This window comes from Mongoliitalea daihaiensis, from assembly GCF_021596945.1.
GTDB classification, from domain to species: domain Bacteria; phylum Bacteroidota; class Bacteroidia; order Cytophagales; family Cyclobacteriaceae; genus Mongoliitalea; species Mongoliitalea daihaiensis.
Genome location: NZ_CP063779.1, coordinates 3,981,720 through 3,997,609, shown reverse-complemented (window position 1 = coordinate 3,997,609; position 15,890 = coordinate 3,981,720). Strand labels below are relative to the sequence as shown.

The window sequence follows — 15,890 nt, the reverse complement described above, 5'->3', positions numbered from 1 at the left end:
TGTGATAATTGTCTTATTTTTGAATTGCAATTTATATAAAAATATCAATTTAGGCGCATGGACAAGGTCAAACCCAAAAAACACCTAGGGCAGCATTTTCTGACAGATTTAAGTATCGCTCAGCGAATTGCAGAAGCCCTCACAGGCCATCAAGGGGTAAAAAAAGTATTGGAAATAGGACCGGGAATGGGGGTGTTGACGGATTTCTTGCGAGAAAAGGATTGGAACTTGTACCTCGTGGATATTGATACAGAGTCCATTGCGTACTTGCATCAAAAGTACCCAGACTTAGGCGAGAAGATCATCGAAGCGGACTACTTGAAAAAGGATTTTGCACCCTTGATGCAAGGGGACTACGCTGTCGTAGGCAACTTCCCTTACAATATTTCTTCCCAGATTTTTTTTAAAATATTGGAAGAACGCAAACATGTGACAGAAGTGGTATGCATGTTGCAGAAGGAAGTAGCAGCGCGCATCGCTTCGCCAAAAGGCAATAAAGATTATGGTATTCTCTCAGTCCTGTTACAGGCCTTTTACGATATTGAGTACCTGTTCTCTGTTCCTCCGGGTGTATTTAATCCCCCGCCAAAAGTGAACTCAGGGGTCATCCGCCTCAAAAGAAATGAGGTTGCGTCCTTGGACTGTGATGAAAAGCTGTTTTTCAAAGTAGTGAAACAAGGGTTTGCTACACGTAGAAAAACCCTAAGAAATTGCATGAAGCCATTCAATGTTTCTGCCGAATTAAATGCTGATCCTGTAATGGACAAGCGGGCGGAACAGCTAGATGTGCATGAATTTGTTCGTTTAACCCAAAAAATAGAGGAGTCTTGGAACCAATAAAATCATTTTCATTATCCAAAGAATACCTGGAGAGTCTACGGGAAGGCATTGAAGTACAGGATATAGACTTTATCAAGGAATCCTTGGATGGAGGCAATGTTGCGGATATTGCTGCTATCTTGGATGAATTGAATATGGAGGAGGCACTCTATGTGCTGCGTTTGCTCGAGTCTACCATCGCTGCTGACATCCTGATTGAATTGGACGAGGACTCTTTGCAGAAGGTCATTCGCGAGATGGAACCATCCGAACTCGCCTCCTTTATCGAACACATGGAGTCCGATGATGCGGTGGATATTCTGATCCTTATGCCGTTCAAGGAGCGGGAGGATGTGATTTCCCATTTGACTGAAAAGGAGAAATCTGCCAACATCCTCGACCTCTTACGCTACGACGAAGATTCAGCGGGTGGTTTGATGGCGAAGGAATTTATCAAAGCCAACCAAAATTGGAATGTGGTACAGACCATCGAGGAAATCCGTAGACAGGCGGAGCGAGTAGAGAAAATCTATTCCATTTACGTGGTAGACAACAAACAGCATTTGTTGGGACGGGTTTCCCTGAAGAAAATTATCCTTGCCGCCTCCGATACCAAAATCATGGATATTTACGAGCCGGATATTGTCTCGGTAGAAACCCATTTGGAAGGAGAGGAAGTAGCCGAAATCATGCGAAAGTACGATTTGGAATCCATTCCTGTGGTCAATGCCAAGAACCGGTTGGTGGGAAGAATTACCGTGGATGATGTCTTGGATTTGATACGCGAGCAATCGGAAGAAGATATGCAAGCCATGACAGGTATCTCCGCAGATGTGGAGGAGTCAGATTCTATTTTCAGGATTTCCAAAGCACGGCTTCCTTGGCTGCTGATCGGCGTCATAGGCGGTTTGATGGGAGCAAAGATCATCGGCTTCTTTGAGGATGGGCTGAACAAATACATTGCCTTGGCTTCTTTTATTCCATTGGTAGCGGCTACGGGCGGAAATGTAGGTATACAATCCTCCTCCTTAGTGGTACAAACATTGGCATCTAAATCCGTATTTGACGATACTCCTTGGCAACGATTTGTCAAAGGGCTTTCCATCGCTTTGGTCAACGGAGTAGTGTTGGGGATATTCGTATTTCTCGTCGTCCATTTCATTTATGGATTCGAAAGCATTTTCGGAGTCACCATTGGTTTAGCCATGTTTTGCGTAGTATTACTAGCATCCTTTATGGGTACTGTTACACCGTTGGTGCTCGATAAATTCGGCATCAACCCCGCAATCGCCTCCGGACCCTTCATCACCACCGCCAATGATTTGTTAGGCTTAGCCGTTTACTTCGGAGTAGCAATGGCCTTACTAAAATTGTAACTCATTTCCTTCCCCTCTTATCTATCTTCTTCAGTACTTCTCAAATGCCTCTCACAGATCCAGGAGATTGAACAGATTTGGCGCAGATTTATAATTTTAGATTTAGAACCAAGAATCAAGAATCAAGAACCAAGAATCAAGAATCAAGAATCAAGAGATAAGAAACGAGAAGCGAGAAACGAGAAGCGAGAATTGAGAATTGAGACTAATTTCTAGCTATTTACTGTCCAAAACCTTTATATATTTGCCACTAACCGTTGGTAGCACTAGCGAGCGGGAGGTCAAAAAAACCGAAATTCTCTCGCATGCCTCTCACAGATCGAGGAGATTGAACAGATTTGACACGGATTGATGGTTTTATATTTGGACAGATAAAAAAATCCTGAATATTTATTTAAAGATTATCCGCTAGTAGTACTGATGCGGGGAGGAGGTCAGAAAAACCGAAAGCCTCTCGCAGAAAGCGCAGAAATCGCGGAAAAAAGATTTTGAAGGGTATATGAAGCCGTTGGTAGCACTTGCGGGGAGGAGGTCAGAAAAACCGAATTCTCTCACAGATCCAAGAGATTGAACAGATTTGGCGCAGATTTATAATTTTAGATTTTAGATTTAGAAACAAGAATCAAGAGACAAGAAACAAGATTTAATTTTCCTTAAGTTAATCGATTTTTGTTACTACACTGTTAACTGTTCACTGCTCACTATTCACTTACCGCAGGCAGTACGTGCGGGGAGGAGGTCAGAAAAACCGAAAGCCTCTCGCAGAAAGCGCAGAAATCGCGGAAAAAAGATTTTGAAGGGTATATGAAGCCGTTGGTAGCACTTGCGGGGAGGAGGTCAGAAAAACCGAATTCTCTCACAGATCCAAGAGATTGAACAGATTTGGCGCAGATTTATAATTTTAGATTTTAGATTTAGAACCAAGAACCAAGAATCAAGAGACAAGACTTAGTTTTCCTTAAGTTAATCGATTTTTGTTACTACACTGTTCACTGCTCACTGTTCACTTACCGCTACCGCTGGTAGTACGTGCGGGGAGGATGTCAGAAAAACCGAATTCTCTCACAGATCTAGGAGATTGAACAGATTTGACACGGATTGATGGTTTTATATTTGGATAGATAAAAAAGTCCTATTTATACTTTGTTACTATTAGCCGCTGGCACTACTGGCGGGCGGGACGTCAGAAAACCGGGCCAGCGTGGGCCCTGCGGGGAGAAGGATTTTTCTGACTAGCCTTTTTGGTTACTTTTTGGGCGATGCAAAAAGTAACGAACATGTATGTAAAAATCTCAAAAGCTTTTACCTCCATTCAAAAATTATAAACATAAAAAAATCATATTACAGTAATTGCAATTAAAAGACAATTACGTCCCTATCGGCTCGGAAAGCGCTTTTTAGCTCGAAGGCAATCATCGTGCGAGCCTCTGGATTAGGGGTGCAACCTCCTTTTCCTCGGGTTGAAACCCGAGGCTAATATGTCAATCATGGCTATGCCATTCGCTCTTAAAATTCAATACATTTAAAAGTAAACGATTTAAAAACGACCCTCTCTTTTTATATAACCCTCGTTCATTCCTCATTCTAAATTCCACATTCCTCATTCTAAATTCCACATTCCACATTCCCACCCCTCCCTTCCTTTTTGTTCATTAAACATTTCTTACTAATATTGCAGCTGATTTAATATTGATTACTTTTATATTTATGAATCGTCTCCGATTATTGGCTTTGTGCCTAGGCCTAATGCTTTTTGCAGCTTCCTGTGTATCAAATAAGCGCATTATCTACCTCCAAAACCTGGAAGGTAATACGCCTATCCCTGAGGATCAGTTGATTACTTACGAAATGCCGGAATACCGTTTGCAGTACAACGACATCGTCGAAATCCAAATCAAAACGGTGGATGATTTCCTCCAAAGCGGTTTTGGCCCCCCGCAAAATAACATGAATATGAACATGATGCAGGGTGCTCAAGGGGGGGGAGATGTGTATTACATGACTGGCTATACCGTGGATAAACATGGAAATATCCGCCTTCCCATCATCGGAGATGTCAATGTCCTGGAAATGACCTTGGACGAAACTCGTGCAGCTCTAGAAAAGGAATTAAAGGAATTCGTGACTACCGAGCTATTTGTACGAGTCAAACTTGGAGGTATCCGTTTTTCAACGATCGGTGAATTCAGGAGACCGGGAAAATATACCATTCTCCAAGACCGAATGACTATCTTTGAAGCCATTGCTCATGCAGGGGATATGACCATCGCAGCCAAGCGGGACGAACTCTTGCTCATTCGACAGTATCCGGACGGAACCAAGTTGCATCGGGTCAACTTACAAGACCGTCAGTTGATTTCTTCCCCTTTTTATTTTATTCAACCCAACGATCAGCTGTATGCTGAACCCATGAAAGTCCGTGAAATCGGTGCAGGCGAAAATGCCGCCCAATCCATTTCCCTGATCATCAGCTCCCTTTCATTGGTGGCACTTGTCCTCAATTTGGTTCTTCGTTAAGTAATTATGGCTCAGCAACCCTCGTATCCAAACCCCATTCAACCTTTCCAACCTGCTCCTTCAGAGGACAATGAAATCAGAGCTTTGCTCTACCGCTACCTCAAACATTGGCTGATCATTGCAATCTGTGTGCTGTTAGGGGTGGTGTCCGCCTATTTTTTCAACAAATGGTCTACCCCCATCTACAAAGTGGAGGGTACGGTATTAGTCAATGAAGCACGAAATATCTTGGGAGATGATCTCTTCGATGCAGCAGGACTGATTCAGAATAAATCCAACTTGTCTAATGAAATCGGAATTTTACGATCCCTTTCCTTGGCAGAAGAGACGGTTTCTCAACTCAACTTAAACGTTTCCTACTTCCGGGATGAATTTCTACGCAAAACACAGCTCTACGGCAATGTGCCGATTGTCGTGCAGGTGGATTTCAAAAGCCCACAACTGGTAGGGGGGATGTTTCGATTGGAAGTTCTGGATCAACAAACCTACAACTTAAGCGTGGAAGGTGAAGGTTTTGCGGTCTACAACCCCCAAACGCCTTTTCAAAAAATCCAGTTGGAAAATCCTCCTTCCTTCTCCATTAACTATCGCTTCGGCACCTTGGCCAAAGGGGATAACTTTGAATTGAACATCACCAATATTACGGCTGCTACAGGAGATGTCATTTACTTTACTGTAGAAGACAATTTGACCCTTTCCTTGCGGTACCGAAACGCCTTAGAAGTAGCAACCACGGATAAGTCTTCCACCATTCTCAACATAGGTGTGCAAACACCCAACCGACGATTGGGAGAAGATTACGTAAACAAACTGATGCAAACCTATTTGGAGCGTGAATTGAAGGAGAAAAATAAAGCCTCCGAAAATACCATTCGCTTTATAGAAGAACAGTTGTCAGGAATTACGGATTCCCTGAACTTTGTGGAAACACGCTTAGAGAATTACCGGACTGAAAACCGCATTTTCAACCTATCGGAAGAAGGCACGCAGATCTTTCAGCGTTTACAGGAATTTGAAAAACAACGTTCGGAAGCTGAAATCAATATCAAATACTACCGTACCCTACAAAGTTACCTGTCCAATGATCAGTTGGGAGAATTGGTGGCACCTTCCTTGATCGGGCTTTCGGATCCTCTCCTCAATGCCTTGGTGAGTACCTTGTCCGAACTGCAAGCTGAACGGGTTCGCTTAGGGGCCAACTACACCGAACAGTCCCCCTTCGTGCGGGAGGTGCGTGGCCAAATAGAAAACACCAAACAAACCCTCAGGGAAAATATCAACTCTGCTGTGAACAGCACGCAAACCTTGTTGGCAGATATCAATAGCCGTATCCGATTGTTGGAGCGAGAGATCAACTTGTTGCCTGAGACGGAGCGCAAACTCTTGGGTATCCAACGACAGTTTAGTATCAACGAGAACATATACATCTACCTCTTGCAAAAGCGTGCAGAGGCGCAGATTACCAAAGCTTCCAACATTCCAAAGAACTCTATCCTAGATACAGCTCGTGGTGTAGGAGGGCCGATTGCCCCTAAAACTACCCGTAATTTGGCCTTGGGGCTTGCCTTGGGGATGATGATACCTATTGCTTTTATCACCTTAGCCTTTTATCTGAATGATAAAGTAGAGGATCCCAAAGAATTGGAAAAGGCCATCAAAGTTCCGCTTATCGGGGCGGTGGGCAGGTCTGTGGAAGCGGAGAAAATCCCAGTTTTTCAAAATCCACGTTCCTCGGTAACAGAGTCTTTCAGAAACATACGGGCAGACATCGCTTACCTAGCTTCCAATACGGAAAAATTGACCATACTCTTTACTTCCGGAATTTCGGGAGAGGGCAAAACCTTTATTTCGGTCAATATGGCGGCGGCCTACTCCCTGATGGGGAAAAAGACCATCCTTGTAGGGTTGGATTTGCGCAAGCCAAAAATTGCCGAACTCTTCGGAATGGCTAACGACAAGGGAGTAAGTACATGTTTGAGTTCAGCTACCCCTTGGCAGTCGGTGGTGAAAAAGTCTGAATTTGAACATTTGGATGTCTTACTTTCTGGTCCTGTACCGCCCAACCCAGCAGAGTTGTTACTAAAAGACAAGTTTCGGGAGATGATCGAAGAAATCAAAGAAGCTTACGACGTGGTGGTCTTGGATTGTCCGCCGGTGGGTTTAGTCTCCGAAACCAAGCAGCTGTTCTCTTTTTCTGATGTCAATTTCTTTGTTTTCCGACAGAATTATTCTCCGAAAGGCAACATTCAGATCGTCAATAACCTCGTAGAAAAAGGCAATGTACAAAAGCTCTACGGCATCCTCAACGATATCCATGTAGATAATGGCTATGGCTATGGGTACGGCTACGGGTATGGCTATAATTCCTACGGGTACCATGAAGAGGAAAAGGTAGCCTGGTGGAAGCGACTGTTCAAAAGAGCACGCTAGGTTTTTGCAGGATACTTTGATGAGGGACAAGGGAGCTTGACTATTGTGAGGCGAGATTTAAGAAACAAGAAACAAGAAACAAGAAACAAGAATCAAGAAACAAGAAACAAGAATCAAGAACCAAGAATCAAGAGGCAAGACTTAATTTTCCTTAAGTTAATCGATTTTTGTTACTACACTGTTCACTGCTCACTGTTCACTCTTTATATAACCCTCGTTCATTCCTAATTCCTAATTCCTCATTCCCAACTGTACACTGCTCACTGTTCACTTACCGCTGGCAGTACTGGCGGGGGGAAGGTCAGAAAAACCGAAAGCTTCTCGCGGAAAGCGCAGAAATCGCGGAAAAAATATTTTGAAGGGTATATGAAAGACTCAAACTTTTCAATAGACACGGGTTTTTAATCCGTGCTTGATAAAGGGTTTCTTAAAACCCCAAGGGGGTCAAACATCACCTTGATTTTGTTTTTGTCTCTAATTTTCTTCTAAAAGTCCTTTTCACATTTTATACGGTAAGCCGTTGGTGTCACTTGCGGGGAGGAGGTCAGAAAACCGGGCCAGCGTGGGCCCTGCGGGGAGAAGGATTTTTCTGACTAGCGTTTTTGGTTACTTTTTGGGCGATGCAAAAAGTAACGACAATGAAAGCAAATTGCATTAATCATTTTGGTTCAAATTGAGCTAATAAATCTCCAAAAAAACCAATTCACCTAGAGGACTGGAAATCTCGAAAATAGTGATCTAAAGACAATCACGTCCCTATCGGCTCGAAAACCGCCTTTTTGCTCGAAGGCAATCATCGTGCGAGCCTCTGGTTCTAGGACAAGATTCCCATCCATGGGTTAAAACCCATGGCAAGAATGTCGGTCGTGGCTAAGCCACTTAATGCTAACTTACATAGCAATTCATAGATTAAAATCTACCCCCAAATGACATTTAACACCATTCATCCCAAATTTTTCATTCCTAATTCCTAATTGTTCACTCTTAACTGTCCACAGCCCACAGTTCACTGCTCACTGTTCACTCTTTATATACCCCTCGTTCATTCCTCATCCTAAATTCCACATTCCACATTCCCAACTGTTCACTGCTCACTGTTCACTTTTTATATACCCCTCGTTCATTCCTCATTCTTCATTCCAAATTCCTCATTCCCAACTGTCCATTGCTTACTCCTAATTTTTGCACAAAAATAAACCTTAAATTTGCACAAAAATAAGTCTTAAATTTGCACAATTAATTTTTACCTGTACCTTCGTATATCATCAAATTAACTTCTATGGGGTACATCAAACGATTAATTGAAGATGATTTAAAAGAAAAAATGACTGCTTCGGGTGCCATACTGATTAAAGGTCCAAAATCCTGCGGGAAGACAGAAACAGCTTTACAATATGCAAAGAGCATCCTGAGAATGGATAGAGATCCACAGGTTTCCACAATCATGAAAACTAATCCACGGTTATTATTAGAAGGAGAGACCCCAAGGTTGATCGATGAGTGGCAAGAGCAACCTGAGATATGGAATTACGTGAGGCACGAAGTGGATGAACTGAAGTCCAAAGGTTTATACATACTTACCGGTTCTGCTAACCCACCCGAAAAAGTTAAGCTTCATAGTGGTGCCGGACGATTTACAGTCTTACAAATGGAAACCATGACCTGGCAAGAATTAGACTACTCCAGTGGAATGGTAAAACTATCTGATTTGCTTCAGGGTAATAGGAGAGAATACTACGAACCTGCTATTTCGCTGGAATTTATCATTGAAAGAATATGTATTGGTGGTTGGCCAGCCTTGATTCATGAGAACTACAAAAATGCATTGAATTTGAATCGAGGCTATGTGGATTTGCTATGCGAAGTAGATATGAGCCAAGTATCTGGAGTCAAGAGGAATCCTTTTAAAGTGCGAAGTTTACTACGCTCTTTAGCTAGAAATAGTGCAACAATAGTTGATAACTCCACTTTAGAGAAAGATGTAAAAATGAATGAAAGTAACGAGCTTTCAAGAAATACGCTTTCCGATTACTTAGACGCTTTATCCAAATTAATGATTTTGTACGAGCAACCGGCGTTTAATCCTCATATTCGATCGGCGGCGTCCTTACGCAAGTCTCCCAAAAGACACTTATGTGATCCTTCATTAGCCGTGGCAGTGTTGGGTTTGGATAAAGAGGCTTTAATTAAAGATTTGAAATATACAGGTTTTCTTTTTGAATCATTGGCCATTCATGAATTGAATGTCTATGCCAAAGCAAATGATGCTACTGTGTTTCATTACAACGATTCATATGGAAATGAGGTGGATGCTATTGTGCAGAAACGCAATGGTGATTATGCAGCTTTTGAAATTAAGTTGGGTGTAGGTTTTATTGAAGAGGCCGCAGATAATCTAAAAAAATTTGCTACTGCCATAGACACAGACAAAATGGAAAAACCAAAGTCACTGAACATTATAACAGGGACAGGTATGAGTTACTGTCGCCCAGATGGAATAAATGTCATTTCATTAGCTTCTTTGGGTGTTTAGAAGAAAGGACATCTCGCAGAAGACACAGAAATCGCGGAAAAAAGATTTTGAAGGGTATTAGAAAGACTCTGAAAGAGTCAAACCTCTCAATAGCCACGGGTTTTTAACCCGTGGTTGATAATGGGTTGTTTATTCCTTGCTTAAGACCCCAAGGGGGTCAAACATCACCTTGATTGTTTATTTAGAGATTATCCGCTGGCAGTACTGGCGGGGAGGAGGTCAGAAAAACCGAAAGCCTCTCGCAGAAATCGCAGAAATCGCGGAAAAAATATTTTGAAGGGTATATGAAGCCGTTGGTAGCACTTGCGGGGAAGAGGTCAGAAAACCGAAATTCTCTCACAGATCCAGGAGATTGAACAGATTTGACACGGATTGATGGTTTTATATTTGGAGATAAAAAAAATCCTGAATGTTTATTCAAAGATTATCCGATAGTAGTACTGATGCGGGGAGGAGGTCAGAAAACCGCGCCGGCGTGGGCCCTGCGGGGAGAAGGATTTTTCTGACTAGCCTTTTTGGTTACTTTTTGGGCGATGCAAAAAGTAACGACAATAAGAGTAAATAGTAGCAATATCCTAGTTAACAATTAGTGCTTATAAATAACAAAAATCTTACAAAAGAGAAGTCTAGGTTTTTGGTCAGATTTAAAAACAATTACCGCCGTATCGGCTCGGAAAGCGATTATTTGCTTGAAGATAATCCAAGTGCGAGCCTCTGGATCCTGGAGACGATCCCTGTCCCCGGGTTGCGGTGTGAGGAGATGTCAGTGTATAAAATTATTACTGTAACACCTTACCCGGGGCTACTCAAGATTTAAGCCCTTCAGGCTTATCAGGGATTTTTGAGATAGATTTTTAACCGCCAACCGTTGGCAGTACTGGCGGGCGGGACGTCAGAAAACCGCGCCGGGGTGGGCCCTGCGGGGAGAAGGATTTTTCTGACTAGCGTTTTTGGTTACTTTTTGGGCGATGCAAAAAGTAACGAACATGTAGGTAAAAATCCCAAAAGCTATTACCTCCATCTAAAAATTATAAACATAAAAAAATCAAATTACAGTAATTACATTAAAAGACAATCACGTCCCTATCGGCTCGGAAAGCGCTTTTTTGCTCGAAGGCAATCATCGTGCGAGCCTCTGGTTCTAGGACAAGATTCCCATCCATGGGTTAAAACCCATGGCAAGAATGTCGGTCGTGGCTAAGCCACTTAATGCTAACTTACATGGCAATTCATAGATTAAAATCTACCCCCAAATGACATTTAACACCATTCATCCCAAATTTTTCATTCCTAATTCCTAATTGTTCACTCTTAACTGTCCACAGCCCACAGTTCACTGCTCACTGTTCACTCTTTATATACCCCTCGTTCATTCCTCATCCTAAATTCCACATTCCACATTCCCAACTGTTCACTGCTCACTGTTCACTTTTTATATACCCCTCGTTCATTCCTCATTCTTCATTCCAAATTCCTCATTCCCAACTGTTCACTCCTCATTATCTCCTGACTGAGATTACAAATCTCGGACAGCCCCAAAGACCGTTGAACTAAAAAAAATGGAAGGTATTCTTCGCACTTTATCTCGAAAGGAAGGAAGCTGATATTAGCGGTAAGACATGAGTAACTCTTCAAAAAGGAGAATTCTGTATGTGACAAGACCGTTTTCAAAATCAATTTTTTACCTTTGAAGAAATGAATATTGATCAATCAAAATATACAGACTTAATAAACCAAATTGGAGGACTTCTCCAAAAAGGAAGAGAGCAAGTTGCTAAGTCGGTAAACAGTATTTTAGTTCAGACATATTGGTTAATCGGGAGACATATCGTTGAATTTGAGCAAGGTGGTAAAGAAAAAGCAGCGTATGGAACTTTTCTTTTTGAGCAGCTTTCCAAAGACTTAACACGACGTTATGGAAAGGGATTTAGTAGGTCTAACCTATTGTATATGAGGAAATTGTATCTATATTTCCCAAAAAGTGAGACACTGTCTAACGTATTGAGTTGGAGCCATTATTTTGAGATTTTACGTTCTGACAATGAACTTGAAATCAGCTTTTACGCTAAACAAACAGAAAAAGAAAACTGGAGCGTTAGAGAACTCAAACGCCAAATGAAAAGTATGCTGTTTCATCGTTTGGCATTAAGTAAAGACAAGAAAAGTGTTCTGGAACTTTCTGAGCAAGGACAAGAAATTCAAAAGGCAGACGATATTTTCAAAGACCCTTATGTTTTGGAGTTTTTGAATATTCCAGAAAGCCATCATTTTTTAGAAAGTGAGCTGGAAGAAAAACTGATTACCAATCTTCAACATTTTTTATTGGAGCTTGGTAAAGGCTTTACGTTTGAGAAACGGCAATATCGAATATCAATCAGTGGCAAACATTTTTTTGTTGACCTCGTTTTTTATCACCGTATCTTAAAGTGTTTTGTTCTCATTGACTTGAAGCGTGGAGAAGTAACGCATCAAGACGTTGGACAAATGAACTTGTATCTGAACTATTTTAAGAAAGAAGTAAGCACCGAGGGAGACAACGAACCCATTGGAATAGTTTTAGGAGCAGCTAAAGACCACGTTTTAGTGGAGTATGCAACAGAGAGCATAAGTAATCAACTTTTTGTGAGTAAATATCAACTTTATTTACCTGATAAAGAACAACTTGAGAATGAGCTAAACAAGCTTTTAGAAGATGATAAAACTTAATTTTCCTTTAATTAACTGATTTTTGTTACACTGCTCACTTATCTCCGGTAGCACTGGTACATTCAGGACGTCAGAAAAACCGAAAGCTTCTCGCGGAAAGCGCAGAATCCGCGGAAAAAAGATTTTGAAGAGTATATGAAAGACTCAAACTTCTCAATAGCCACGGGTTTTTAACCCGTGCTTGATAATGGGTTGTTTTTTCCTTGCTTAAGACCCCAAGGGGGTCAAACTATACCCTGAATGTTTATTTAAAGATTATCCGATAGTAGTACTGATGCGGGCGGGACGTCAGAAAAACCGAAAGCTTCTCGCGGAAAGCGCAGAAATCGTGGAAAAAATATTTTGAAGGGTATATGAAAGACTCAAACTTCTCAATAGCCACGGGTTTTTAATCCGTGCTTGATAAAGGGTTTCTTAAAACCCCAAGGGGGTCAAACATCACCTTGATTTTGTTTTTGTCTCTAATTTTCTTCTAAAAGTCCTTTTCACATTTTATACGGTAAGCCGTTGGTGTCACTTGCGGGGAGGAGGTCAGAAAACCGCGCCGGCGTGGGCCCTGCGGGGAGAAGGATTTTTCTGACTAGCCTTTTTGGTTACTTTTTGGGCAATGCAAAAAGTAACGAACATGTAAGTAAAAATCGTACAATCTCTTACCTCCATCCAAAAATTATAAACATACCAAAAAGATCTTATTTCAGTAATTCAATTTAAAAGACAATCACGTTTGTATCGGCTCGAAAACCGACCTTTAGCTCGAAGGCAATCATCGTGCGAGCCTCTGGATCAGGGGTGTAACCTCCTTCCTCGGGTTGAAACCCGAGGCTAATATGTCAACCATGGCTATGCCATTCACCCTTAAAATTCAATACATTTAACAGTAAACGATTTAAAAACGACCCTCTCTATTTATATAACCCTCGTTCATTCCTCATTCTTCATTCTAAATTCCGCTGGTAGCACTAGCGGGGGGGCGTGAGGTCAGAAAAACCGAATTCTCTCACAGATCCAGGAGATTGAAAAGATTTGGCGCAGATTTATAATTTTAGATTAATTCAGAAAAAAAATCCTGAATGTTTATTCAAAGATTATCCGATAGTAGTACTGATGCGGGGAGGAGGTCAGAAAACCGGGCCGGCGCTGGCCCTGCGGGCGGAAGGATTTTTCTGACTAGCCTTTTTGGTTACTTTTGTGGCAATGACAAAAGTAACGACAATGAAAGCAAATTGCATTAATCATTTTGGTTCAAATTAAGCTAATAAATCTCCAAAAAAACCAATTCACCTAGAGGATTGGAAATCTCGAAAATAGTGATCTAAAGACATTCACGTCCATATCGGCTCGAAAACCGATCTTTAGCTCGAAGGCAATCATCGTGCGAGCCTCTGGATCAGGGGTGTAACCTCCTTCCTCGGGTTGAAACCCGAGGCTAATATGTCAATCATGGCTATGCCATTCACTCTTAAAATCCGTCTTGTAATTCAACACATTAAACAGTGAACGAAATAAAAACTACCCTCTCTTTTTATATAACCCTCGTTCATTCCCCATTCTTCATTCTAAATTCCGCTGGTAGGACTAGCGGGGGGGCGTGAGGTCAGAAAAACCGAATTCTCTCACAGATCTAGGAGATTGAACAGATTTGGCGCAGATAGGTGGTTTTATATTTGGACAGATAAAAAAGTCCTTAATGTTTATTTTAAGATTATCTGATAGTAGTACTGATGCGGGGAGGAGGTCAGAAAACCGCGCCGGCGTGGGCCCTGCGGGGAGAAGGATTTTTCTGACTAGCCTTTTTGGTTACTTTTTGGGCGATGCAAAAAGTAACGACAATGAAAGCAAATTGCATTAATCATTTTGGTTCAAATTGAGTTAGTAAATCCCCAAAAAAATCTAATCACCTAGAGGATTGCAAATCTCGGACAGCGGGAAATTTGCGCAATTCGTGGTTCCAAGCAATAAACAATCCAACAAAACCAACAATTGCTATTTGAAATAGCGATTAACTATCAAAAGTTTCCTTTATAAATAGAAATCTTTTAAATTTGTTAGAAAAACAACCCATGCAAAAATTATTGCTGCAAACCGTCATCAGTGATCAACAAGCGCTCAAATGGCAGCCATCAGCTATTGAACGACAGCATATCTCGATTGCAGCAGATGATAGTGTAGTGGTGATTTCTGGGATTAGGCGTTGCGGTAAATCTACCTTGTTGCAAGCGATACGGGCAAAAAACAATGAACAAGACTATTACCTGAATTTTGATGATGAACGGTTAATTCACTTTAAAGTAGATGATTTCCAACAGCTTGTAGAACTTTTTGGAGAACGGTATGGCAAGCAAACCACGTTTTATTTTGATGAAATACAAAATATCAGCGGTTGGGAGCGCTTTGTGAGGCGGCTGCATGACTACGGAAATAAAGTGTATATCACTGGTTCCAATGCATCGATGTTGAGCAAAGAGTTGGGCACCCATTTGACAGGACGCTATCAACAGGTGGAACTCTATCCATTTTCCTTTCGAGAATACCTGAAACTGAATCAAATGGATCTCAATTCACTCGATCCTTTCAATACAGACCATAAATCGCTGCTGAAAGCATCATTTAATGACTATTTTACACTCGGTGGCTTTCCTGCTTTTTTAAAAACAAAGCATCCGGAATACTTAAAGTCCCTCTACGAAAGTGTGTTATATCGTGATGTAATGGTGAGAAATGGCATAACCAACGAGCAAGAACTCTTGGAGTTGATGTTTTTCGTCACGAGCAATACGAGCAAATTAATTTCGTATAATAGCCTGGCAAAAGTAATCGGGGTGAAAAATGCCACCACCGTCAAGCAATACTTGGGATTTCTGCAAGATGCCTATATGTTGAGTTTGGTTTCGAAATATGATACATCGGTAAAAAAGCAGCTTCATAATCCCAAAAAAGTGTACGGAATAGACCTGGGGTTGATGCGTCAACTTAGTTTTCAACACAGCGAAAATCAAGGAAGAATGCTCGAAAACTTAGTTTTTTTGGAGTTGAAAAGACAAGCAAAAACAGTTTTTTACCATCATAACAAGTTTGAATGTGACTTTGTGATCAAAGAAAAAAACAGGATCACTCAAGCCATACAAGTTTGCTGGTCGCTCTACGATGACAAAACAAGACAACGTGAACTCCATGGCTTGCTTGATGCCATGGCAGCCTATGAACTCAAGGAAGGACTCATCTTAACAGAGGACGAAAGCGATAGCCTGACGATAGATGATAAAACAATCACCATCATGCCCCTGTGGTTGTGGCTGTTAAAAGGTTAGATTGTAGGGAACAGTGAAAAGTGAGCAGTTGGCAGTTGAAAGTGAATAGTTTGGAATTAAGAATGAGCAATGGAGAGTACACAAAACATTTCTTTTTTATACCCCAATTCCCATAGATTTTTCCTGACGGAAATAGCCTCTCACAGATCTAGGAGATTGAACAGATTTGGCGCAGATTTATAATTTTAGATTTTAGATTTA

General features: G+C 41.4%; 7 protein-coding genes. All 7 read left to right on the top strand.

What is annotated here, in order from left to right; genetic code table 11:
• Window positions 1-57 precede the first annotated feature (57 nt).
• The 7 genes from rsmA (at window position 58) to IPZ59_RS16960 (ending at window position 15,689) form a co-directional block, all read left to right on the top strand.
• On the top strand, window positions 58-840 hold the full coding sequence (gene rsmA, locus IPZ59_RS16990; protein ID WP_236137244.1) for a 16S rRNA (adenine(1518)-N(6)/adenine(1519)-N(6))-dimethyltransferase RsmA: 783 nt from the start codon (window positions 58-60) through the stop codon (window positions 838-840).
• Entirely contained in the window at window positions 828-2,195 is a 1,368-nt protein-coding gene (mgtE, locus tag IPZ59_RS16985) for a magnesium transporter (RefSeq protein ID WP_236137243.1), read from the top strand. Before rsmA ends, mgtE begins: the two co-directional genes overlap by 13 nt.
• A 1,707-nt stretch (window positions 2,196-3,902) precedes the next feature.
• The gene (locus tag IPZ59_RS16980; protein ID WP_236137242.1) at window positions 3,903-4,712 is read left to right on the top strand and encodes a polysaccharide biosynthesis/export family protein; all 810 of its coding nucleotides are present in this window, start codon (window positions 3,903-3,905) and stop codon (window positions 4,710-4,712) included.
• A gap of 6 nt (window positions 4,713-4,718) precedes the next feature.
• Window positions 4,719-7,142 carry a GumC family protein gene (locus tag IPZ59_RS16975; protein ID WP_236137241.1) on the top strand — a complete coding sequence of 808 codons (2,424 nt, stop codon included), beginning with the start codon at window positions 4,719-4,721 and terminating at the stop codon, window positions 7,140-7,142.
• A gap of 1,279 nt (window positions 7,143-8,421) precedes the next feature.
• Complete coding sequence (locus IPZ59_RS16970) at window positions 8,422-9,675, top strand: ATP-binding protein (protein ID WP_236137240.1); 1,254 nt, start codon at window positions 8,422-8,424, stop codon at window positions 9,673-9,675.
• Between the two features lie 1,695 nt (window positions 9,676-11,370).
• Entirely contained in the window at window positions 11,371-12,381 is a 1,011-nt protein-coding gene (locus IPZ59_RS16965; protein ID WP_236137239.1) for a PDDEXK nuclease domain-containing protein, read from the top strand.
• Window positions 12,382-14,441: 2,060 nt separating this feature from the next.
• Window positions 14,442-15,689 carry an ATP-binding protein gene (locus tag IPZ59_RS16960; RefSeq protein ID WP_236137238.1) on the top strand — a complete coding sequence of 416 codons (1,248 nt, stop codon included), beginning with the start codon at window positions 14,442-14,444 and terminating at the stop codon, window positions 15,687-15,689.
• Window positions 15,690-15,890: the final 201 nt, after the last annotated feature.

What these genes read in the sequence shown, in the direction of transcription:
- IPZ59_RS16960 (WP_236137238.1), top strand. Translation starts at nt 14,442, where the DNA reads ATGCAAAAATTATTGCTGCAAACCGTCATCAGTGATCAACAAGCGCTC.
- IPZ59_RS16975 (WP_236137241.1), top strand. Translation starts at nt 4,719, where the DNA reads ATGGCTCAGCAACCCTCGTATCCAAACCCCATTCAACCTTTCCAACCT.
- IPZ59_RS16965 (WP_236137239.1), top strand. Translation starts at nt 11,371, where the DNA reads ATGAATATTGATCAATCAAAATATACAGACTTAATAAACCAAATTGGA.
- IPZ59_RS16970 (WP_236137240.1), top strand. Translation starts at nt 8,422, where the DNA reads ATGGGGTACATCAAACGATTAATTGAAGATGATTTAAAAGAAAAAATG.
- IPZ59_RS16980 (WP_236137242.1), top strand. Translation starts at nt 3,903, where the DNA reads ATGAATCGTCTCCGATTATTGGCTTTGTGCCTAGGCCTAATGCTTTTT.
- rsmA (WP_236137244.1), top strand. Translation starts at nt 58, where the DNA reads ATGGACAAGGTCAAACCCAAAAAACACCTAGGGCAGCATTTTCTGACA.